We start from the raw sequence: 20,494 nt of genomic DNA on the forward strand, positions 1-20,494 counted from the left end.
ATGTCTTCCGATGGAGACAGCGTAGCAAAACCACCCTGCGTTTTATGAATGATCGTGGCGCAATTTAGTTCCGGGTTTTTAAATTTCTAAATATCCTGATTGCATACATCAGGATGATATTTTGCTATTTATACAGGTATATTTGAGTAATTTATTACCGTATTTTAGTATTTATTTTCCATCTATCGGCTCAATATCCATACTCAGACGCATATGCTGGAACCACACAGAGGGTTTCAAGCCAGAGGCCATACGATCTGCTGGCACTCCCCTATATAACACTATTAAATAGTTAAATTTTGAAATAACTATTTTATTGACGGAACAAAAGAATCATCTCAATAATTTCTGGATATCTAATAATAACGAGAAATATTAGTTATATGTTTGTCGCACTGCTCTGTCCCTGTTCCCCGATGATGCGGGGCCTCCCCCTGCCTTCACTCCCGTTATTCGGCCCCGGCGCTACAGGCAGACATCATGACATATATCTCCGCTCCGCTTCCTGATCTTTCCCTTCTCTGGGGGAAGGACGCCCGTGAAGCCACTGCGCTCCACGACCGCTTCGCTCCCGTTTTCGAGCAGATCCGCAGACAGGCGCTACAGGCCGAACTCAGTCGCGAACTGCCTTTCGAACAAATCCGTCTCCTTAAGGAGAGCGGCTTTACAGCCCTTCGCGTTCCCGTTGCGCATGGCGGTTCTGGCGCAAGTCTTGAAGACCTGTTCGCTCTGATCACTACGCTGGCCGCAGCCGATTCAAACGTCGCACAGGCGCTCAGGGCGCATTTTGGTTTTGTCGAACATCTTCTGTTTGAATCTGCTGGCCCTTACCGCACAAAATGGCTCGACCGCCTTGGCGCAGGACAAACGGCCGGCGCTGCTGCTGCTGAAGGACCAGCTTCCAAGCGCGATCTGTTCAGCACCACCCTGTCTCAAGCTGATGGCAAGTGGGTTATCAACGGTTCCAAGTTTTTCACGACCGGCTCGCTTTACGCCGACTGGCTCACCGTTACCGGCACCACCGAAGATGGCCAGACCGTCAAGACGCTGGCCGCCCGTCACGATCCGGGCCTTGAAATTGTGGATGACTGGGATGGAATTGGGCAGCGCCTGACGGCCAGTGGCACCGCACATTTCCGTAACGTTCATACGGAAGAAGCCGATCTTCGCTACGGCAACACGGCCTTTCCGCATTCGCAGGCTTTCTTCCAGCTTTATCATCTGGCGACTGTCGCTGGTATTGCCCGCGCTGCGGCAACGGACGTCGCAGATGCCGTGCGTCGTCGCAAACGCTCTTTCAGCCATGGCAATGCGGATCTGCCAGCTAAGGACCCTCAGATTCTCGAAATCGTTGGTCATGTGTTCAGTGGCGCCTATCTCGCCAGCGCTGCCGTTGAGCGTGCCGCCCGCGCCATACAGGCCGTCGCGGACAGTCCGGCTCCGGAACTCGACCTCACAGTCGCCCGCGCCGAACTCGAAGTCTGGCAGGTGCAGGACCGCATCCTCCCGCTGGTTCTGGAGGCCACGACTGCCCTGTTCGATGCGTTGAGTGGCGGCGCGACCCTGCGCGTGGCTGGTCTGGATCGACACTGGCGTAATGTTCGTACGCTGGGCAATCACAACCCGCGCGTCTATCGCACGCGTGTTGTCGGAGATTACGCCGTCAACGGCACCCTGCCGCCGATCCAATGGCGCGTGGGGGTGGCGTAATGGGGCAGCACATCATCCTCAACGGTTTCACGATGGCGACGGTTTCTCATCTGAATTACGGGCTGTGGCGCCACCCTGCCGACCAGACATATCGCTATAAGGACATCACATACTGGACCGAACTGGCCCGCACGCTGGATGATGCCGGATTTGATGCCCTATTTATCGCGGACGCCCTTGGCCAGATTGACGTTTATGGCAACAGCCCCGACGCTGCCCTGAAACACGGCATCCAGTCTCCACTGATCGATCCGCTTTTACTCGTGTCCGCAATGGCAGCGGCGACCACATCGCTTGGTTTTGGTATCACGCTGTCCACGACCTATGAGCATCCCTATCTGCTCGCCCGCAAACTGACGACCCTCGATCATCTGACCAAAGGGCGTCTGGGCTGGAATATCGTGACGTCCCAGCAGGAAAGCGCGGCCCGAAATCTTGGACTGGACCACCAGATCCCACATGACGAACGCTATGACCGCGCAGACGAATTCATGGATATCGTCTACAAGCTCTGGCTGAAATCCTGGGAAGAAGACGCCGTCATCCGCGGGCAGACGACATCAGGTGAGTGGATCTATACAGACCCGGAAAAGGTTCATCCCATCTGTCATGACGGCCGGTATTACCGCGTTCCGGACGGCCATACCGCCGAACCAAGTCCGCAGCGCGTTCCCGTCCTTCTTCAGGCTGGTGCCTCCGCTCGCGGTGGCGCGTTTGCTGCCAAACATGCGGAAGTTATTTTCGTCGTCGGCGCCGGGGCGGAAGGCACGCGAAAGAACGTCCGACGCATCCGCGAGGAAGCCGCGCGCGAGGGCCGCGATCCCGAAAGCCTGCGCTTCATCTGCGCTGCCGCCGTCGTGGTGGGCGAAACGGAAGAAGAGGCCATCCGCAAATTTGCAGAATACAAGGCGTTCTACGACGCGACCGGATCGCTCATCCATTATTCCTCCATGACGGGCGTGGATTTCTCGAAGAACCAGACGGACGAAGTTCTGACCTATCGTCCGACAGAGGCCAGCCAGTCCGTCCTTGAACAGTTCGACCCCGCCATCAGCGGCCGGTCCTGGACCATCGCCGAAGCGACGAGTCCAGCAGAAGGCTTCGGTCGGGCCAAAACGTTCGTCGGCAGTCCTGCAACCGTCGCGGACCAGATCGAACGCTGGCTCGAAGAGTCGGAAACCGACGGGCTGAACCTGATCCAGCTCATCAATCCGGACAGTTACAACGACTTCATCCGCCTCGTCCTGCCGGAACTGAAGCGTCGCGGTCGCATCAGGCCCAAACCCGGCAAAACCCTGCGCGAAAGCCTCTTTCCTCAGAACGCCTCCGCGCATCCCGCCACCGACCATCCAGCCTGGCGCTGTTGATCCTCCCAAGATCTGAAAATCCCGTTTCCTGTTTCTTGTGAGTGTCTTTTCATGCCTGCTTTTCCGTTTTCCAATCGTCACACCATCCGTACGTCCGGAAGCTCCGTCTCTCTGATCGCCCTGCTGACTCTCTCGGTCAGCACCACGGCATTCGCTGCCACAAATGCACCCGTCACCAAACCCGGCGAGAAGCCCCGTCACACCACACCCGCGTCGGCGCACAAAGCGTCCGCCAAAACACACGCCCTGACCTCCCGTCTTGCCGAAAATATCGGCGTGGAGGGGCATCGGCAGGCCAACTGGGTGTCCAACCCCGTCTCCGCCACCACGATCCGCGAGTATGTCGCCGGCACGAACCCGCTCAAGGCCCTGACTCGCCTGCCCGGCGTGCTGTTCAATTCCGGTGACCCGCAGGGCGTAAACACCTGGCAGAACTCGTTCCTGATGCATGGTTTCGACCAAAGCCAGATCGGCATGACGCTGGATGGCATCCCGCTGGGCGACCAGCAGTTCAGCAACGTCAACGGCCTCAGCCCGACATCTGCCATTTCGTCCGAAAATATTGAGCGAATGGACGTCTCGGCCTCCACGGGTTCGGAAAGCGTCGCCAGCACATCCAATCTGGGTGGCACGGTGCAGTTCATCTCCCGCGATCCGTCCCATAAGCGCGGCGCAAGCGTGAACCAGACCTTTGGCAGCAATGCGATGTACCGCACATTTCTGCGGCTCGAAAGCGGCGATCTGAACCCGCAGGGGACGCGTTTTTATGTCTCCTATGCCCGTAACGACACCAACAAATGGCGTGGCGGACAGGATCAGTTCATGCAGCAGGTCAATGCAAAGGTTCTGCACCCCGTCGGGCAGGACAGCCGCATCACGGCCTTCTTCGATTACGCGGATCTTCAGATGCAGAACTACCAGGACTACAGCCTGGATATGTTCAACCACGGTGGCTACGCGATCGACAATTTCATCGGACAACCCGGAGGATATGAGAAAGCCTACCGTCTGGCACTGGCCCAGCGCGGTCTGCCGGGCGGACAGGTTCCGGCTGCCTATGCCAATCTCAAGAGTCCCTATACCGCCTCCTATTACGAGGGCGCGCAGATGCAGCATTCCTATATCGGCGGCGTCTCGGCGGATCTCGCTTTAACCGACCGCCTGCGCTGGCAAAGCACCGCCTATGGACATCGTTCCTACCAGCGTGGATCGGTCGCAAGCCCGCTGATCGCATCGCCCAATGGCGCCCCGCTGATCGATCAGGTCACGCAGCCCGATACGGACCGTTTCGGCTTCACGACGTCCCTGTCCTACCGCATCGCGCATAACGTGCTGAATGCGGGGCTGTGGTACGAAAACACCCATTTCGACATCAGCAAACCGCTCTATCAGGAACCTCTGCTGGAAGACGTGCTCAACGGCACCGCAACGCCGGTCAATGGTCTCGATAATCTCAAGAACCCGTTCCAGAATGGCTATCGACAGGTCTTCAACACCAACACCTTTGTCGCCTATTTTCAGGATACCTATCACGTCACGAACACCATCGCCCTGCATGCCGGTTTCCGTTCCGTCCTGAATACCAGTCGCGTCGGTGCCCTCGCCAACTGGCAGACCTACACCCGCACCACTGCGATTGCAGGCGGAGATTCCCTCACCTCCAGCAAACCTTTCCTCCCGCATTTCAGCGGGGAATGGCGTTTTGCTCCCGGTCATCAGCTTTATTTCGATATTGCGGAGAACGTGAAGGTCTATCCGGTCTCGGGCTATAACAGCGGCTCATCACCGTTCTCGACCTCACAGGCGTCCTATCTGGCGTCCAAAAGCAGCTTGCAACCTGAAACCGACTGGAACTTTGCTGGCGGCTACCGTTACACCGGCCGCCTCATCACCGGCTCGCTCTACGGCTACCACACGATCTTTTCCAACCGCCTGCAACGCATCTCAACCGGCCCAACCACACAGCCTTACACCACGATCCAGAATGTCGGCGGCGTGACGATGAGCGGCGTGGACGGTGCCGTCACACTCACCCCCGTCAAAGGGCTGAGCCTGACCAACAGCCTCAGCTACAATCACGCTGTCTATGATGACAACATCACCCAGACCATCAATGGATCACGGGTGACCTACAACATAAAAGGTCAACAGGTCGTGGCCTATCCGCGCCTGATGTACCATGCCGATCTGTCCTACACCTGGCATGACCTTCAGGCTCATATCGAGGCCCAGTATGTCGGCAAGCGTAACCTCAGCTATACGGGAGACACCAAAGTCCCGTCCTACTGGCTGACCAATTTCGGCGCCCGCTACGACCTGAGCAAACAGCTCCACCGCCTGTCCCATACAGGTTTCGTCCAGCACCTCTCGCTGGACTTCAACGTCTATAACCTGACGAACGTGAAATACATCTCCACCATGGGCCAGAACGGCTATCCCATGGCTGGCGATTACCAGTCCGTCGTCCTTGGTGCCCCACGCCAGTATTTTGGCGCGGTTCATGCGGATTTCTGAGATGCAGACGATGGTTCCCACCGCCTCACTCCTGCCCGCCAGTCGCCTGCCACGGAGCTTTGCGCTGCAATATGCCGGGCTTCTGGTTTTCATGATCGGAGATGGTGTCGAGGTCGGCTATCTGTCGCCGTTTCTGGTCCAGACGGGCCAGACGGAGCACTTCGTCGCCCTCCTTTTTACGGCCTATGGTCTGGCTGCTGCCCTAGCGGCCTGGTTCTCGGGCCTGCTATGCGATATTTTCAGCAGCCGCACGGTCATGACGGCAGGCTTGCTGTTCTGGGTTCTCCCGCAGATCCTGTTTCTTGGCGTGGCCATTCCGGCCCACTCTCCCGCGCTCCTGCTGCTGACCTACGGATTACGGGGCGCAGGTTATCCGCTGTTCTCCTACGGGTTGCTGACCCTGCTCGTCACTACGGTCCGGCAGGACCGTCTGGGACGGGCCGTCGGCCTGTTCTGGTTCTGCTTTACCTGCGGCCTGCCCACGGTCGGCTCAATCGTGGCACAACTTCTTCTGCCGGTATACGGCCAGTACGTTACGCTCTGGATCGCCCTGCTCGGCGTAGGAGCGGGGGGCGTTCTCGCCATCCTGCCCCTACCTGCCACGCCCCGGTCGCAGAAAGGAAGCCTGAAGGATATCGCCCCGACCCTGCGCGAAACATTCCGCCAGATCCGTCACAATCCGGGCGTGGGACTGGCCTGCATCGTGCGCGCGGTCAATTCCAGCGCCACACATGGCCTGATCGTCTTCATGCCTTTTTTCTTCACCAGCCGACTGGGCCTGTCGCAGGATGTGTGGATCCGGTTTCTGGAAATCATCTTCGCCAGCAATATCGTCTTCAACCTGCTGATCGGTTTTGCCAGCGACTATATTTCCTGGCGCCAGACTGTCATCTGGTTCGGCGGCATCGGCAGCGCGCTGAGCTGCGTTGGGCTGTACTGGATTCCCCTGCTTTACGCACAGAGCAGCCTGTTCGCAGTCTACGCCTCTGCTGCCGTCTTCGGCATGACACTCGCCGGATATGTACCGCTCTCGGCCCTGACGCCGTCCCTTCTGCCGGACCACAAGGGCATCGCCATGTCCCTGCTGAACCTCGGCGCGGGCAGCAGCGTCTGGATTGGCCCCTTCATCGTCTATGCCTTTGAAGGTGCTGTCGGCACGCAGGGCATTATCCTCATTTACGCCGCGCTTTTTCTGGCCAGCGCAATCCTCACTTTTTTCATCACACCCCCGCCCCTCACACGCCCCGACCGCCCTCTCAACAGCACCGCAGTCCCCCAGCCCGAAGGACTTCCCTCATGACGACCCTCCGCCTTGTCCCCAACGAACCCACCTTCGCCGACACCCTCAGCGCTGAAAAGGTGACGTCCCGCATCGGTGCCATCATTCATGGCATCAATGCCCGAGAGCCTTTGCCTGAAGAACACAAGGCGTTTCTTCGGGAGACACTGCTGCGCCACAAGGTGATCTTCCTGCGCGATCAGTTCCTCGATGACGCCCAGCACGAAACACTCAGCCGCGTTTTCGGAGACCCGATCCTCCATCCGACCATCCCGGCCGCAGATGGCACCCCCTATACGTTCGAGCTGAACTCCCGCAACGGCCGCTCCACGGATTCCTGGCATACGGATGTCACGTTCGTCCCCGCCTATCCTAAAGCCTCCATTCTGCGCGCCATCACGATCCCGCCTTATGGTGGCAACACTCTCTGGGCCAACACGGCCACGGCCTATGACGACCTGCCCGCCCCACTCAAACAGCTTGCCGATACGCTCTGGGCCGTTCATGGCAACGATTACGATACCAATTTCTACAAATACGATCTTCGCCATGAGGAAATTGCCGATTTTCGCGCCCGTTTCATCTCAAGAATTTATGAAACAGAGCACCCCGTCGTTCGCATTCACCCGGAAACCGGCGAACGCACACTCATTCTGGGTCATTTCTTCAAAGAAATCCGCGGAATTCCTACCCAGCACGCCAACCGGTTACTGGAAATCTTCCAGTCCTACATTACGCAGATCGACAACACTGTCCGCTGGAACTGGAAGCCCGGTGATGTCGCCATCTGGGACAACCGCGCCACGCAGCATTATGCCACAGCCGACTTCGACACCCATCCCCGCCTCCTCCGTCGGATCACTGTACGCGGAGACACGCCCATCAGCATTGCGGGCGAAAAAAGCCGCCTGCTCAAAGGTCCGGATGACGGCCAAGACCTCGATCACTGAAACATGAGCAAAGACATTTCCAAACCAGACAACTTTAATGTGTGGTTGCCTTAATTTTTAAGATGGCGTCCACAGTCGGACGCATTTCGATAAATCAGATAACGCTCTGGAAAATCAGGGAATTGTTGATTTATCTGGCGGAGAGGGTGGGATTCGAACCCACGGTACCCGCGAAGGCACAACGGTTTTCGAGACCGCCCCGATCGACCACTCTGGCACCTCTCCGTACGGCTCTGCTGTTGCGCTGAACCTGATCGACGGAGGGGCTTATGACGGGCTTTATCCGATATTGCAAGAGGGTAGAAACGCCTTCCTGCGAGAAATATGGTTGCAGCGCGGTTTTTTAGTCGTTTCTGATTGACTGAAAGCCTTCATATCTGTATCGACCGCGGCTGTTCCATACGACCGCAGTGTATGTGGTTGCCTTGGAGCCAACGACAAAAAGCGACTGGGTCGCGCCAGACCGGGACCACCCGGCAGCAGCGACCACGAGATCGGAACAGAGAGAGTTTCCAGAATGTACGCAGTCATCCGCACCGGCGGTAAGCAGTATCGCGTTGCTCCCGAGAGCATCCTCAAGGTCGAGAAGCTCGAAGCTGAAGCCGGCAGCACCATCACCTTCACCGACGTCCTGATGGTTGGCGGCGAAGGCACCGTGACCGTTGGCGCACCGCTGGTTGCTGGCGCAACCGTGACGGCAACCGTCGTCGCTCAGGATCGTCTGCCGAAGGTGATCATCTTCAAGAAGCGTCGCCGTCAGAACAGCCGCCGCAAAAATGGCCACCGTCAGCCGGTGACCGTCCTGCGTATCAACGCGATCAACGCGGCCTGATTGGCCAGACACTTTAGGTAAGGACAAACAGTCATGGCACAAAAAAAGGCAGGCGGCTCGAGCCGTAACGGACGCGACAGTGCAGGTCGTCGTCTGGGTGTGAAGAAGTTCGGTGGCGAAAGCGTCATCGCAGGCAACATCATCGTCCGTCAGCGCGGCACGAAGATGAAGGCTGGCGCCAATGTCGGTATCGGTCGCGACCACACGCTGTTCGCTCTGGTGGACGGCCACGTGCAGTTCCAGCGCCGCGCAGAAGGCCGCGTCCACGTTTCCGTAGCACTGCCGGAAGCCGCTGAATAAGCAGCCCGCTGTTCCAGCGCGAGCAGAAAGGGCCGGTCCTGTTCGGGACCGGCCTTTTTGCGTATAAAGCGCCCCTCACCTTATTCTTTCGGACAATACGATGAAGTTTCTCGACCAGGCCAAGATCTATGTGCGTTCCGGTGACGGCGGTGACGGCGTGATCGCATTTCGGCGCGAGAAATACATCGAATATGGCGGTCCTGACGGCGGTGATGGTGGCCGTGGCGGTGATATCCTTTTCCGTGCGGTCCCCGGCCTGAATACCCTGATCGACTTCCGCTACACGCAGCATTTCAAGGCCCGCAAGGGCGGCAATGGCGCAGGTTCCAACCGAACCGGTGCTGCCGCTGCAAATGTCACCATCAATGTTCCCGTCGGCACGCAGATCTTCGACGAGGATCGCGAAACCCTGCTGGCCGATCTCGACGCCGAGGGCAAGGAAGTCCTTCTGTGCCGCGGCGGTGATGGCGGCCTTGGCAACACCCACTTCAAAAGCAGCACCAACCGTGCGCCACGCCGGGCCGATAAAGGCTGGCCGGGCGAAGAGCGCTGGGTGTGGCTGCGCCTCAAGCTGATTGCCGATATCGGTCTTGTGGGCCTTCCGAACGCGGGCAAATCGACACTTCTTTCCGTCGCATCCCGTGCACGCCCCAAAATTGCCGATTACCCGTTCACGACCCTGCACCCGCAGCTTGGTGTGGTCCGGCTGAACAATACTGAAGAATTCGTGATCGCCGATATTCCCGGCCTGATCGAAGGGGCCAGCGAGGGCGCGGGTCTTGGGGACCGGTTCTTGGGCCATGTGGAGCGCTGCGCGACGCTCCTGCACCTGATCGACGGGACAGAAAGTCAGGTCGTCAAACACTGGCGCCTGATCCGCAAGGAACTCGAGGCCTACGATCCGGAGCTTGCAGCCAAGCCCGAGATCATCGTGCTGAACAAGTGCGACTCCCTGACGCCCACACAACGTTCCGCCAAAAAGCGGGCACTGGCCAAGGCATCCGGAGCCGAAGTGCTGATGCTGTCCGGCGCGACGCAGGAAGGCCTGCCCGAACTGCTCCGGATGCTTCAGGATCGTGTCACGGCTGCCAAACAGGACCGGCAGGGATGAACTCTGCGGCTTGTGCTCCTCATCTGGCGCAGGCCCGCCGGATCATCATTAAGATCGGAAGCGCGCTTCTGGTCGATTCAGCAAACGCCACTCTGCGCCAGCGATGGTTACAGAGTGTGTGCGCCGACATCGCTGATCTGCGCGCGCAGGGCGCTGAGGTCATTGTGGTCTCGTCAGGCGCAATCTCTCTTGCCCGGCATCGTCTTGGCCTTACGTCCCGCAAACTACGTCTGGACGAAAAACAGGCGATGGCCAGTGTCGGGCAGATCGGACTGGCACAGGGCTGGAGTGCAGCGCTGGCGGACCACAATCTGGTCGCGGCACAGCTTCTCCTGACGCCGGACGATACGGAAAACCGTGAGCGCCACCTCAACGCCCGCGCCACGCTCCAGACACTGCTCGATCTGGGCTGCGTGCCGGTCATCAATGAAAATGATGCCATCGCCACCAGCGAAATCCGCTTCGGCGACAATGACCGTCTGGGCGCGCGCGTTGCGCAGATGACGGGAGCGGATTGCCTGGTCCTGTTGTCCGATATTGACGGGCTCTATACGGCCGACCCGCGACAGGACTCGTCTGCACGGCATATTCCCGTGGTCGAACAGATGAGCGACGACATCATGGCCATGGGGGGCGAGCCGCCACCGGGTTATTCATCGGGCGGAATGCGCACGAAACTGCTGGCTGCAAAGATTGCAACGCGCGCCGGTGCGAACATGGTCATTGCGGCCGGACAGGGTCACCATCCACTGCGCAGACTGCAAAATGGTGGCCTCTGCACCTGGTTCCTGGCCCAGACCGATGCAGGGTCAGCCCGCAAGCGCTGGATTGGCGGGAGCCTCCACCCCAAAGGCTCACTGACAATTGACGCAGGCGCGTGCCGCGCACTTCAGGAGGGTGCCTCCCTCCTTCCCGCAGGCGTAACCGGACTTGAGGGCGCGTTCGGACGCGGCGATCTTGTCGCCATCCGCGACGCTGAAGGCAACGTGATCGGGCGCGGCCTGATCGGTTATGATTCGGATGAAAGTCTGAAACTGATCGGACACCGCTCCGGCGAAATGGAGCAGCTTCTGGGATATCGCGGCCGGGATGCGTTAATTCATCGGGATGATCTGGCTCTCGATCATCCCTGACACGCCCTGCCCTGCTGTTCAGCCCCTTGGGGGCCAGCGCAGCTTAGGTTCGGAACGGGGCTGGTAAGCGTCACTCTCCGCAACTATTTTTGCGGACTGCTTCTTGTCAATGGCGCGACTCAGAGGCTGGCGCGCAGTCTCTGTTGCGCCCTGCTCCCATGGCGCGCGCGACCAGACCCGCTCGGGCGCACTAGGCAGGTCGTCTCTCGCTGGAGTGGATGCCGCCTTAAAACCCCGGCGCGGCAGGGTCTCAGGGTCTGCCCGTCCCGTAATGCCCTGCCCCGAGCCACTCTGCCCAGGACCATCCTCATAGGACGGCAGATCAGGACGCAGGGTATGTGCGGGCATCAGATAGTCTTCATCTATCCGCGCCATGCGCTCCTGAGATGCAGCGACGGTCTGCGCCACCGGCTCCACAGAAAGAGTGTCCGGACGTGTCGAGACTGCCAGACGCAGGTTCAGGGCCCGGAGTTCAGCACGCATCTCGGCGATCTGAAACTCCAGATCCTGCAACCGGGGCTTGGTGCCGAACACAGCGAACGGCATGCACAGCAGTGCCAGCCCAAACAGTGCGGCTACCACGACCAGGCACTCGAGGGCCCAGCCTGGCAGCCATGAAAAATCAGACATCATGAGGAGGCCCGGTCCAGTCTGAAAGTGGCGTGTTCGATGTTCCGGCGGCCGGAATTACATTCCAAGGGCGCGACGATAGATATCGAGCAGGGTTTCCTGCTCCTCGATTTCTGCAGGTTCCTGTTTGCGCAGACGGATGATCTGCTTGATGACTTTTACGTCAAATCCGGCCGATTTGGCTTCGGAAAAAATGTCCTTGATATCGCCGGCCAGAGCCTTGCGCTCCTCTTCCAGACGCTCGACACGCTCGATAATGGAGCGCAGACGGTCCGCAGCGATCCCGCCCGTGGCAGCGCCTTCGTTCTTGATTTCTGCATCCATGGTCCGGTTTCCTTATGTCGTCTGGGCTATGTTTTGCCGACGCTGCGCCAACACAGCATCCGCCGCGCGGCTTATCGTGATGAGGGTCGGACGGTCAACGGAATTATGCGCACGTTTCATGAACGCGTGAACATGACGAAGCTTTTCTCCCGATGTCGTGCACGGCTCATCCCTTGACAGAAAGCCCCCCGACAGGGAACTAGACGGTGCCTGAAACGGCCTGAACCTTAACCCTTTTTTCCCGGTCTGCGGGTTCGAGAGGTCAGAGAGTCTTCCATGGAACATTTTCAGCAGGTCGAGCCTTTCGACTATGTCATCTTCGGCGCCACTGGCGATCTCACGATGCGCAAGCTGCTGCCCGCGCTCTATAACCGCCTCCGGCTGGGGCAGATTCCGGATGATGCCCGCATCATCGGAGCCGCCCGGACAGAGCTGAGCCGTGAGGCCTATGTCGCGCGTGCCCGTGAGGCGCTCGAGCGTTTCCTTCCTTCGGATGTCCTGAACCCCGGACTGGTGGACCGTTTTTTGGCCCGTCTGGACTATGTGACCCTCGACAGCAGCCGCCAGAGCGAGCAGTGGGACAGCCTGACGTCCCTCTTCGCCAAGGCGCAGCCTGACCGGGTACGGGTCTTTTATTTCGCAACCGCGCCGCAGCTTTACGGCAGCATCTGCGAAAATCTGCACCAGTACGGGCTGATCACGGCCAACTCGCGCGTGGTGCTCGAAAAGCCCATCGGAACGGATATGGCGACCGCAACCGCCATCAATGACGGTGTGGGCCAGTATTTCCCGGAAAAGCAGATCTACCGGATCGATCACTATCTCGGCAAAGAGACGGTCCAGAACGTTCTCGCCCTGCGTTTTGCCAATCCGCTCATCAATGCGGCATGGTCAGCAGAACATATCGAGAGCGTGCAGATCACTGCTGCCGAGACTGTTGGCGTTGAAGGTCGTGCCGCCTATTACGATACGTCAGGCGCACTGCGCGACATGATCCAGAACCACCTGCTTCAGGTGCTGTGTCTGGTCGCCATGGAAGCGCCGGATTCCCTTGAGGCCGATGCCGTCCGCAACGCCAAGCTGGCGGTTCTGAACGCGCTGCGCCCGATCACCGAAGCCAGCGCGGCGACCGAGACCGTGCGTGCGCAATACACGGCTGGCGTGATCGGTGGCGAGAACGTTCCGGGCTATCTTGAAGAACTGGGCACGCCCAGCTCCACGGAAACCTTTGCTGCAGTCCGCGCCTGGGTGGATACGCCCCGCTGGAAAAACGTGCCGTTCTATATCCGCACGGCCAAGCGCTCGGCCCGCAAGGTCAGCGAAATCGTCGTGACGTTCCGCCCGGCTGTGACCACGATGTTCGGTGCCACTCCCGCCAGCAACCGCCTCGTGCTGCGTATCCAGCCCAATGAGGGTGTGGAACTGCGCCTGAACGTCAAGAACCCCGCGCTGGATGTGTTCAACCTCCACACGGCGGATCTGGACACCTCCATCCGTATGGAAGGCGGCATGCCCTTCCCCGACTCCTACGAGCGGCTGCTGCTTGACGCGGTCCGAGGCGATCCGGTCCTCTTCATCCGTCGCGACGAAGTCGAAGCGGCATGGCGCTGGGCTGAACCGGTCCTTGATGCGTGGAAGCATAATAAGGTACCCATGCAGACCTATAGCGCCGGTTCCTACGGTCCGGAGCAGGCGACCCGTCTGCTTGCCGAGCATGGCGACACCTGGCACGAAGCCTCGGAGTGACCACATTTGAGTGATGATAAAAGCGCAACGCCCCGTCTGGGCCGCGCGCCTGGCAAAAATACACGCCGTCAGCCCCGCAGCTTCAAACAGCTTTTGCTGCGGCGGCTTCTGGTGGTCATCCCGGCTTTTCTGCTCATGTTCATCGCAGTCCGGAGCGGACTGCTGGACATGTCCTATGACAAGATTACGTTCAGCAAGCTGAGCTGGTTCGACAACACCGCTTTGGTGGAGCATCTCCGCCTTGCGGTGGTGAAGGACAATCTGACGGATCTACCGCGAAACTGCCTCGTCTTCGTCGTGAACGGCAGCGCGTCCGACAATACACCGACGATGGACGTTCTCGGACGCCACGGTAATGGCTGCCCCGGCGAGAAACCGTCAGCCGACAAACTGTTCAGCCTGAAAATCAACCGGGCTGACCGGACGGTACAGACCGATGCGGGAACGCCCGGCTCCTTCCACGATCTGCCTCTCTGAGGTGTTCTAAAAAACGGAGCGCCTTAGGACGCTCTGTTTTTCTCCTGCGCAAAAGCCTCGCGCAGAAACAGTCCCCCTTCTCTCAACGCCCGCCGCCCATCCCGGAACAGCGCGTAGCCGTTCAGGAAACCATGAATCATACGCGGGAAGTTTTTCAGCACAACCGGCACCCCGGCCTCATTCAGGCGACGGGCATAAAGTTCGCCTTCGCCCCTGAGTGGATCGAACCCCGCAGTGACGATCATAGCGGGCGGCAGAGTCTTGAAATCGTCAGCCAGCAATGGCGAAAATGCCGGATCGAAAAGCTGCTCCGGACTCGCCAGCGTCTGGCCGCAATACCAGTACAGAAGCTCCACACTCAGCATGTACCCGTCCGCATAAGCCTGACGGGACGGCGGAACAAACGGACCGCTCAGGGCGGGATAATACAAAAGCTGGGCGCTGAGCGGGCGTGATCCCCGCGCACGGACCCATTGCGTGAGCGCGGCAGAAAGATTGCCCCCCGCACTGTCACCCGCCACAGCCACAGGCACATCAGTCGGCACAGTCGCGAAAATCCACTCCAGCGCGGCTTTGGCGTCATCCAGAGCAGCCGGGAAACGGTGCTCGGGCGCAAGACGATAATCCAGCGACAGCACCATTGCCCCTGAAGCGGCTGCCAAACGGCAGCAGATCCCGTGATGCGAGACGAGATCGCAATGCACGAATCCGCCGCCGTGCAGAAACAACACAATACCTCTGACTTTCCCCCGTGGCCGGTACAGACGGGCATTCCGCTCTCCCTCAGCCCCGGGAACGCGGATCTCACGCCACTGACGGATCCGCAGCGACGAAAGACTGACCGGGAAACTTGGCCGCCCCGTCACACGGCGGATCTGTCGCAGGACGTCCGCAGAAGGCTGTGGGGCAGGGATGGGCGGAATTTCGTCAAGAGCGATTGTCCGCGGTGCAACACCACGTCTGCGGCTCTGTCGGGCCAGCCAGAACAGGAAGATCCGCAATGTCAGGGTCGGGCGCATTTATCCCTTATGCTCCGGTCATCAGAAAAAGTCTGCCCTTGACCCCGCAGGCATCCCGGAGCAGTGTCTGCCCCGCCAGACGGCTGGACGATCGCTGTGTGTGCGATGAGGATCGCATACAGGGAGGAAAGTCCGGGCTCCACGGGAAAACGGTACCGGTTAATTGCCGGCGGGGGCGACCCTAGGGACAGTGCCACAGAAAACAGACCGCCCGCCGGACTGTTTTTTCAGCGATTTATCGCGGGGAAAATACGTTGCGGGTAAGGGCGAAACGGTGCGGCAAGAGCGCACCGCATCTCCGGCAACGGCGATGGTCACGGTAAACCCTACCGGGAGCAAGACCGAATAGGAACGGCAGGTTTCCGCAAGGAAGCCGGGGGCTTCTCGCCCCGTCGTTCGGGTTGGTTGCGTGAGGCCTGCAGCAATGCAGGTCCCAGAGGAATGATCGTCCCGCTTTCGGGCGGACAGAACCCGGCTTACAGGCCGTCTGGCACCCTCTGAAAATCTGTTCTTCTAGTAATTGTCCCCTTCCCCAAAGAAGAACAAAAACAGAACAAATAACGGCAGGTATAGATCCGCCTCCGCGATTATCCCTGATAAACCCTAACAAACAGCAAAAATTTTTGTCACATTTCAACTTTTGAAAATGCCGCAGTTTTCTGCGGTTTTTTGACGATATCTGTTTGACGTCCCATGAAATCCCATGATATCCCAATAAAGACCAAGCCAAATAATCAGCAGCCGAATACCCGGTTTCTGAATGCAGGAAGGAGGCACATCGTTCATGAGCATGTTCCTCGGCACGCATCAGAACCGTTTCGATGCCAAGGGACGCGTCTCTATTCCTGCACCTTTCCGTGCTGCTCTGAAATCTCAGGCCCAGCCGGGCGATCCGCTGGTGATTCTCCGTCCGTCCCACCTCCACCCATGCATTGAGGGCTGGACGGCTGGCGCTTTCGCCTCCCTTGCCACTCCGCTTGACGAATACGATCCGTTTTCGGAAGACCACGAAGATCTGGCCGCCAGCCTCTACGCGGATGCTTATCCACTGGATAGCGACAAGGAAGGCCGAATCATTCTTCCCGAAACCCTGCGCACCCATGCGGCGCTGACGGATGAAGTCTCTTTCATGGGGCTGGGACGGACATTCCAGATCTGGCATCCCGCCGCTGCCGAAGAGCGCCGTCAGGCTGCCCGGGGCCGCGCAAAAACACTTGCAACGAGCCGTCGCCCTGTCAGCGCGCCTGCCGCTACAAACACTGCGGGAGCAGCCGAATGAACGCGATCACTCTGGTTCACTCGGGGCACGTCCCCGTCATGCTGCATGAAGTACTCGAAGCCCTCGCACCCCGCGCTGGTGGCCGGTATCTGGACGGTACGTTCGGCGGCGGTGGCTATGCCCGCGCCATTCTGAACGCTGCTGACTGCACCCTCGACGGCATCGACCGTGATCCGGCAGCCATCGAACGCGGAAACGCCATGGCCGCACAGGCCAACGGACGACTGCGGATGCATCAGGGCACGTTCGGTGACATGGAATCTCTGGTCGGTGCAGAAGGCCCGTTTGACGGGATCGTACTGGACTTGGGCGTCTCGTCCTTTCAGATCGATCAGGCCGAGCGCGGCTTTTCGTTCCGGAACGATGGCCCACTAGACATGCGTATGGGTTCGGACGGTCCTTCCGCCGCCGATCTGGTCAATGACCTCAAGGAAGCGGACCTCGCGGACATTCTTTACCGATACGGCGAAGAAAAACTCTCCCGCCGCATCGCACGCGCCATCGTGGCGGCCCGTGCTGAAGCTCCGATCACCACGACTGGCCAGCTTGCCCATATCATCCGCTGCTGCGTTCCCCGCGACCGTGCCAATATCGACCCCGCAACCCGCAGCTTTCAGGGGTTGCGGATTGCCGTGAACGACGAGCTTGGCGAACTGGAGCGTGCGCTGGACGCCGCGCCGCGTCTTCTGGCACCGGGCGGTATTTTCGTGGTTGTCACCTTCCATTCCCTCGAAGACCGTCTGGCGAAACGTGCCATGGCTGTTCTCGCAGGACGGACGGGAAATCCTTCCCGCTACGAACCGGCTCCGCTTCGCCAGAACGCGCCGGCTTTTTCCCTTCTCCATTCCCGCCCCCTCTCCGCTACGGACGAGGAATCCCGGGAAAATCCGCGCGCCCGCAGCGCCCGTCTGCGTGCACTGGTCCGTAATCCCGCCTCAGGAATCTCCTCATGATCCGGCCCTTCACCGTCGCCTGTGCCGTCCTTGCCGCAGGATCCGGCCTGTTTCTCTATACGAAGAAGCATGAGACCACGGTTCTGGACCAGCAAATCACGAAAATCGTGCAGGACACGCAGCGCGTGCGAAGCCAGACCGCCATGCTGCGGACGGAATGGGCCCTCCTGAACCAGCCGGACCGCCTCAACACGCTCGCTGCCCGCTTCGTCCCCGCGCTCCATCCGATGGAGCCGGACCAGTTCATCCGCATGACGTCTCTTGAAGCGCATCTTCCGGCTCCCGGCTCGAAAGCGCAGGCGGCAGATCCTCGCGAAGGTCTGCATGAAGTCGTCAACAGGGCCGCAGAAGCCGCACATCTGCCCCTGCCCGCCCCGCAGCAGCCTGCTGTGCATACACAGCCTCCAACCCAGAGTGCACCAGCACCCCGCCCAGTGGTCGTAGCCATGGCAAGTCATCCTGCCCCGGTCGCCGTCAAACCTGCCGCGATCCCGACGCACCCTTTCCATGCTCGCGCTGCGGACGTCCAGCTGGCCTCCGCCACACCCCGTCCCGCTACAGCGTCCGGTCACAGCCATGCGGACACGGCGCCGAACGTGCATCTTGTCAGCTATCGTGAGAGCCACCCTGCTCCGCTGATGGTGGCTGCCTGGCATCCGCAGACTGTTCATGTCAGCCATGCACCTGTAACGACCCGCCTTGCGGAAGAGCGTCCGCGGGCGCATCACGCTCAACTTTCCGCTCTGGCAAATGCAAATGACGCATTGCCCGCGCCGGTGCCGTTGGCTAACTGAAAGCCCTTCCATCGTTAACCGCTCGTTCAGCATTCTCGGATAGCTTAGGGCGAGCCCTTCAACAGGACGCACCCCCGCACGATGCCCCAGGACGTGCCACCTTCTTCCGGTTCGCAGCGCCCCGCGCGTCAGGATGTGCCGTCAGGACGTTCCCGGAAAGGTGCGGCATCACGGCGAGGCAGCCGCCTGAATCTTGACCAGATGCACGGACGCCTTCTCGGCGTCGGAATGGGCTTTCTGGCGATTTATGGTGCCGTGGCCCTCAAGGCGACCGTCGCCACGGTCCTGATGCCGATGGAACCGGAAAAGCGTCAGATCGCCCCACAGGTACCCGAGATTCCCAAAAGCGATCCGCGCGGGGAAATGTCCGGCGATTTCGTACTGCCGACCGTCAAGCGCGCCACCATCACAGACCGCACGGGTCAGGCTCTGGCGCTCTCGCTGCCCGTGGCGCAGGTTTACGCCAACCCGATGGAGCTGATCGACCCGACAGACGCAGCGGACAAACTCCGCAAAGTCCTGCCGCAGCTTGACCGGGACGAGACGATCCGGCGTTTGTCGCTGAAGAAGCAGTTCGTTTATCTGGCGCGCGATATTTCCCCCGTTCAGGAAATCGCCATCAATAATCTGGGTATTCCGGGCATCTATTTCGAAGCGGGCGAACGCCGTCACTATCCGTTGGGCCGGACTGCCGCACAGATCATGGGCAGCGTCGATATCGACGATCATGGCATCGCCGGGGTGGAGCGGTATTTCGACAAGCGTCTAAATTCCGACAAGTCTCCACTACGCCTGTCTCTGGACGTTCGCGTACAGACCGTCGCGCATGACGAACTTCAGGCCGCAAAAGACGAGTTCTCCGCCATTGGCGCCAGCGCGATCGTCATGGATGTGCGTACCGGAGAAATTCTGGCGATGGTCAGCCTGCCCGATTACGACGCCAATGATTTCGGACACGCCCCCAACGATGCGCGCTTCAATCGCGCCGTCACAGGCATGTACGAGCCCGGTTCGACCTTCAAGCTCCAGACCGCCGCGATGGGCCTTCAGCTTGGTGTCGTGCATATCTGGGACCGCTTTTCGACCATCCCCATCCGCGTCGGGCGCTTCACCATCCGGGACATGAAAACGGACCATTTCGCCCCGTGGCTCTCGCTGCCCGGCGTTCTGGCGTTTTCATCCAACCCCGCCGCCGCGCATATCGCACTTGATGTTGGTGCCACCCGGCAGCAGGACTGGCTGCGGAACATGGGCTTCTTCAACCGTGTCCCTGTCGAACTGCCCGAAGCCGGACGTCCGCTCGTTCCAGCTTCGCGCAACTGGGGTATTTCCACCGTTATGACAGTCGGCTTCGGTCATGGTGTGGCCGAACCGCCGCTTGCAATCGTGCGTGGAACAGCCGCGACCGTGAATGGTGGCATCCTGCTCAAACCAACGCTCGTAGCCCGCGATACCGAAGACGATAGCAAGCCGACGCCCGATGCTGATGCGGCACAGCTTCGCCCGGTCGCATATCGTCCGGGTTCCGACAGCGACGAAATCGGTGCCGAAACGCCTGTGGGCACACGAGTTCTGTCTGAACAGACGTCAGCCCTCCTGCGCAAACTTCTGCGCCTCGACGTTACGATGGGAAGCGGTAAGTCCGCTGAAGTTCCGGGCTATTATGTCGGCGGAAAAACCGGCACGGCGGAAAAAATTGGCGCGCATGGCGGCTACCTGAAGCACGTCAACGTCTCGGCCTTCACCAGCGTCTTCCCGATGAACAATCCGCATTACGCCGTCTATGTCATGCTCGACAGTCCACAGGGAACCGCCGCGACCCATGGCTGGACGACGGCAGCCTGGAACGCAGCACCGACCGTGAAAAAGATCATTTCCCGCGTCGGTCCGATCCTGAACCAGTTCCCGGATCTTGCGAACAAAGACGCTATCGATGCCTCTCTGGCCATTCCGATGAACCCGGTCGTCCCCGCCGGTTATCATGCCCTCGGCCCCGGAAATGACCCCGGAGACCCGCGTAATCAGCCTCACGAACCCAAGACCACCTCCCCGAAGACCAAGACACAGCACTGAACC

19 protein-coding genes, 1 tRNA gene and 1 other RNA gene are annotated in these 20,494 nt (G+C 59.7%); 16 read left to right on the forward strand and 5 right to left on the reverse strand.

Annotated features, from left to right (window positions below; translation table 11 throughout):
* The first annotated feature begins 480 nt into the window (after positions 1-480).
* The 5 genes from JK208_RS04800 to JK208_RS04820 are packed head-to-tail and all read left to right on the forward strand — an operon-like array spanning position 481 to position 7,820.
* Positions 481-1,710 (forward strand): acyl-CoA dehydrogenase family protein, encoded by a 1,230-nt coding sequence (locus JK208_RS04800; RefSeq protein WP_194267791.1) that lies wholly within the window; start codon positions 481-483, stop codon positions 1,708-1,710.
* The gene (locus JK208_RS04805) at positions 1,710-3,077 is read left to right on the forward strand and encodes an LLM class flavin-dependent oxidoreductase (RefSeq protein WP_211574533.1); all 1,368 of its coding nucleotides are present in this window, start codon (positions 1,710-1,712) and stop codon (positions 3,075-3,077) included. The genes JK208_RS04800 and JK208_RS04805 overlap by 1 nt, the downstream gene beginning before the upstream one ends.
* 51 nt (positions 3,078-3,128) lie before the next feature.
* Complete coding sequence (locus JK208_RS04810; protein WP_211574534.1) at positions 3,129-5,591, forward strand: TonB-dependent receptor; 2,463 nt, start codon at positions 3,129-3,131, stop codon at positions 5,589-5,591.
* A 1-nt stretch (position 5,592) separates the two neighbouring features.
* Entirely contained in the window at positions 5,593-6,891 is a 1,299-nt protein-coding gene (locus JK208_RS04815) for an MFS transporter (protein WP_211574535.1), read from the forward strand.
* On the forward strand, positions 6,888-7,820 hold the full coding sequence (locus tag JK208_RS04820; RefSeq protein WP_211574536.1) for a TauD/TfdA family dioxygenase: 933 nt from the start codon (positions 6,888-6,890) through the stop codon (positions 7,818-7,820). The genes JK208_RS04815 and JK208_RS04820 overlap by 4 nt, the downstream gene beginning before the upstream one ends.
* Before the next feature lie 135 nt (positions 7,821-7,955).
* Here JK208_RS04820 and JK208_RS04825 read toward each other — a convergent pair.
* A tRNA-Ser gene (locus tag JK208_RS04825) sits at positions 7,956-8,045 on the reverse strand.
* Positions 8,046-8,337: 292 nt separating this feature from the next.
* On the opposite strand from JK208_RS04825, the gene rplU reads away from it, so the two are divergent.
* The 4 genes from rplU to proB all read left to right on the forward strand — a co-directional run bounded on the left by rplU (position 8,338) and on the right by proB (position 11,196).
* On the forward strand, positions 8,338-8,652 hold the full coding sequence (gene rplU, locus JK208_RS04830; protein WP_062494728.1) for a 50S ribosomal protein L21: 315 nt from the start codon (positions 8,338-8,340) through the stop codon (positions 8,650-8,652).
* 33 nt (positions 8,653-8,685) lie between these two features.
* The gene (gene rpmA / locus JK208_RS04835) at positions 8,686-8,952 is read left to right on the forward strand and encodes a 50S ribosomal protein L27 (RefSeq protein ID WP_062027139.1); all 267 of its coding nucleotides are present in this window, start codon (positions 8,686-8,688) and stop codon (positions 8,950-8,952) included.
* A 100-nt stretch (positions 8,953-9,052) separates the two neighbouring features.
* Positions 9,053-10,063 carry a GTPase ObgE gene (gene obgE / locus JK208_RS04840; protein ID WP_099286498.1) on the forward strand — a complete coding sequence of 337 codons (1,011 nt, stop codon included), beginning with the start codon at positions 9,053-9,055 and terminating at the stop codon, positions 10,061-10,063.
* Positions 10,060-11,196: a glutamate 5-kinase gene (gene proB, locus JK208_RS04845; protein ID WP_211574537.1), complete on the forward strand. Its 1,137-nt coding sequence runs from the start codon at positions 10,060-10,062 to the stop codon at positions 11,194-11,196. Before obgE ends, proB begins: the two co-directional genes overlap by 4 nt.
* Before the next feature lie 18 nt (positions 11,197-11,214).
* On the opposite strand, the gene JK208_RS04850 is transcribed toward proB, so the two are convergent.
* Both JK208_RS04850 and JK208_RS04855 read right to left on the reverse strand, forming a co-directional pair.
* Entirely contained in the window at positions 11,215-11,829 is a 615-nt protein-coding gene (locus tag JK208_RS04850; RefSeq protein ID WP_211574538.1) for a hypothetical protein, read from the reverse strand.
* 54 nt (positions 11,830-11,883) lie between these two features.
* Entirely contained in the window at positions 11,884-12,150 is a 267-nt protein-coding gene (locus JK208_RS04855) for a DUF2312 domain-containing protein (RefSeq protein ID WP_099286501.1), read from the reverse strand.
* Between the two features lie 276 nt (positions 12,151-12,426).
* Between JK208_RS04855 and zwf the strand changes: the two genes are divergently transcribed.
* Both zwf and JK208_RS04865 read left to right on the forward strand, forming a co-directional pair.
* Positions 12,427-13,896 (forward strand): glucose-6-phosphate dehydrogenase, encoded by a 1,470-nt coding sequence (zwf, locus tag JK208_RS04860; protein WP_211574539.1) that lies wholly within the window; start codon positions 12,427-12,429, stop codon positions 13,894-13,896.
* Between the two features lie 6 nt (positions 13,897-13,902).
* Positions 13,903-14,373: a hypothetical protein gene (locus tag JK208_RS04865; RefSeq protein ID WP_174694494.1), complete on the forward strand. Its 471-nt coding sequence runs from the start codon at positions 13,903-13,905 to the stop codon at positions 14,371-14,373.
* Between the two features lie 23 nt (positions 14,374-14,396).
* Here JK208_RS04865 and JK208_RS04870 read toward each other — a convergent pair whose 3' ends face one another.
* The gene (locus tag JK208_RS04870; protein ID WP_211574540.1) at positions 14,397-15,392 is read right to left on the reverse strand and encodes an alpha/beta hydrolase; all 996 of its coding nucleotides are present in this window, start codon (positions 15,390-15,392) and stop codon (positions 14,397-14,399) included.
* Between the two features lie 75 nt (positions 15,393-15,467).
* Here JK208_RS04870 and rnpB point away from each other — a divergent pair.
* Positions 15,468-15,887, forward strand: an RNA gene (rnpB, locus tag JK208_RS04875) — RNase P RNA component class A.
* Positions 15,888-16,025: 138 nt separating this feature from the next.
* Here rnpB and JK208_RS04880 read toward each other — a convergent pair.
* Positions 16,026-16,178: a hypothetical protein gene (locus JK208_RS04880; RefSeq protein WP_211571300.1), complete on the reverse strand. Its 153-nt coding sequence runs from the start codon at positions 16,176-16,178 to the stop codon at positions 16,026-16,028.
* Here JK208_RS04880 and mraZ point away from each other — a divergent pair.
* From mraZ to JK208_RS04900, 4 genes are all read left to right on the forward strand, one after another.
* On the forward strand, positions 16,177-16,671 hold the full coding sequence (gene mraZ / locus JK208_RS04885) for a division/cell wall cluster transcriptional repressor MraZ (protein ID WP_211574541.1): 495 nt from the start codon (positions 16,177-16,179) through the stop codon (positions 16,669-16,671). The genes JK208_RS04880 and mraZ overlap by 2 nt on opposite strands.
* Positions 16,668-17,624, forward strand: coding sequence for a 16S rRNA (cytosine(1402)-N(4))-methyltransferase RsmH (rsmH, locus tag JK208_RS04890; protein ID WP_211574542.1), 957 nt, complete (start codon positions 16,668-16,670; stop codon positions 17,622-17,624). Before mraZ ends, rsmH begins: the two co-directional genes overlap by 4 nt.
* Entirely contained in the window at positions 17,621-18,418 is a 798-nt protein-coding gene (locus JK208_RS04895; protein WP_211574543.1) for a hypothetical protein, read from the forward strand. The genes rsmH and JK208_RS04895 overlap by 4 nt, the downstream gene beginning before the upstream one ends.
* Positions 18,419-18,499: 81 nt before the next feature.
* Positions 18,500-20,491, forward strand: coding sequence for a penicillin-binding protein 2 (locus JK208_RS04900; RefSeq protein ID WP_211574544.1), 1,992 nt, complete (start codon positions 18,500-18,502; stop codon positions 20,489-20,491).
* Positions 20,492-20,494: the final 3 nt, after the last annotated feature.

Origin of the sequence: Gluconobacter sp. Dm-74 (assembly GCF_018256135.1) — a bacterium.
In the GTDB taxonomy this organism is placed as follows: domain Bacteria; phylum Pseudomonadota; class Alphaproteobacteria; order Acetobacterales; family Acetobacteraceae; genus Gluconobacter; species Gluconobacter cadivus.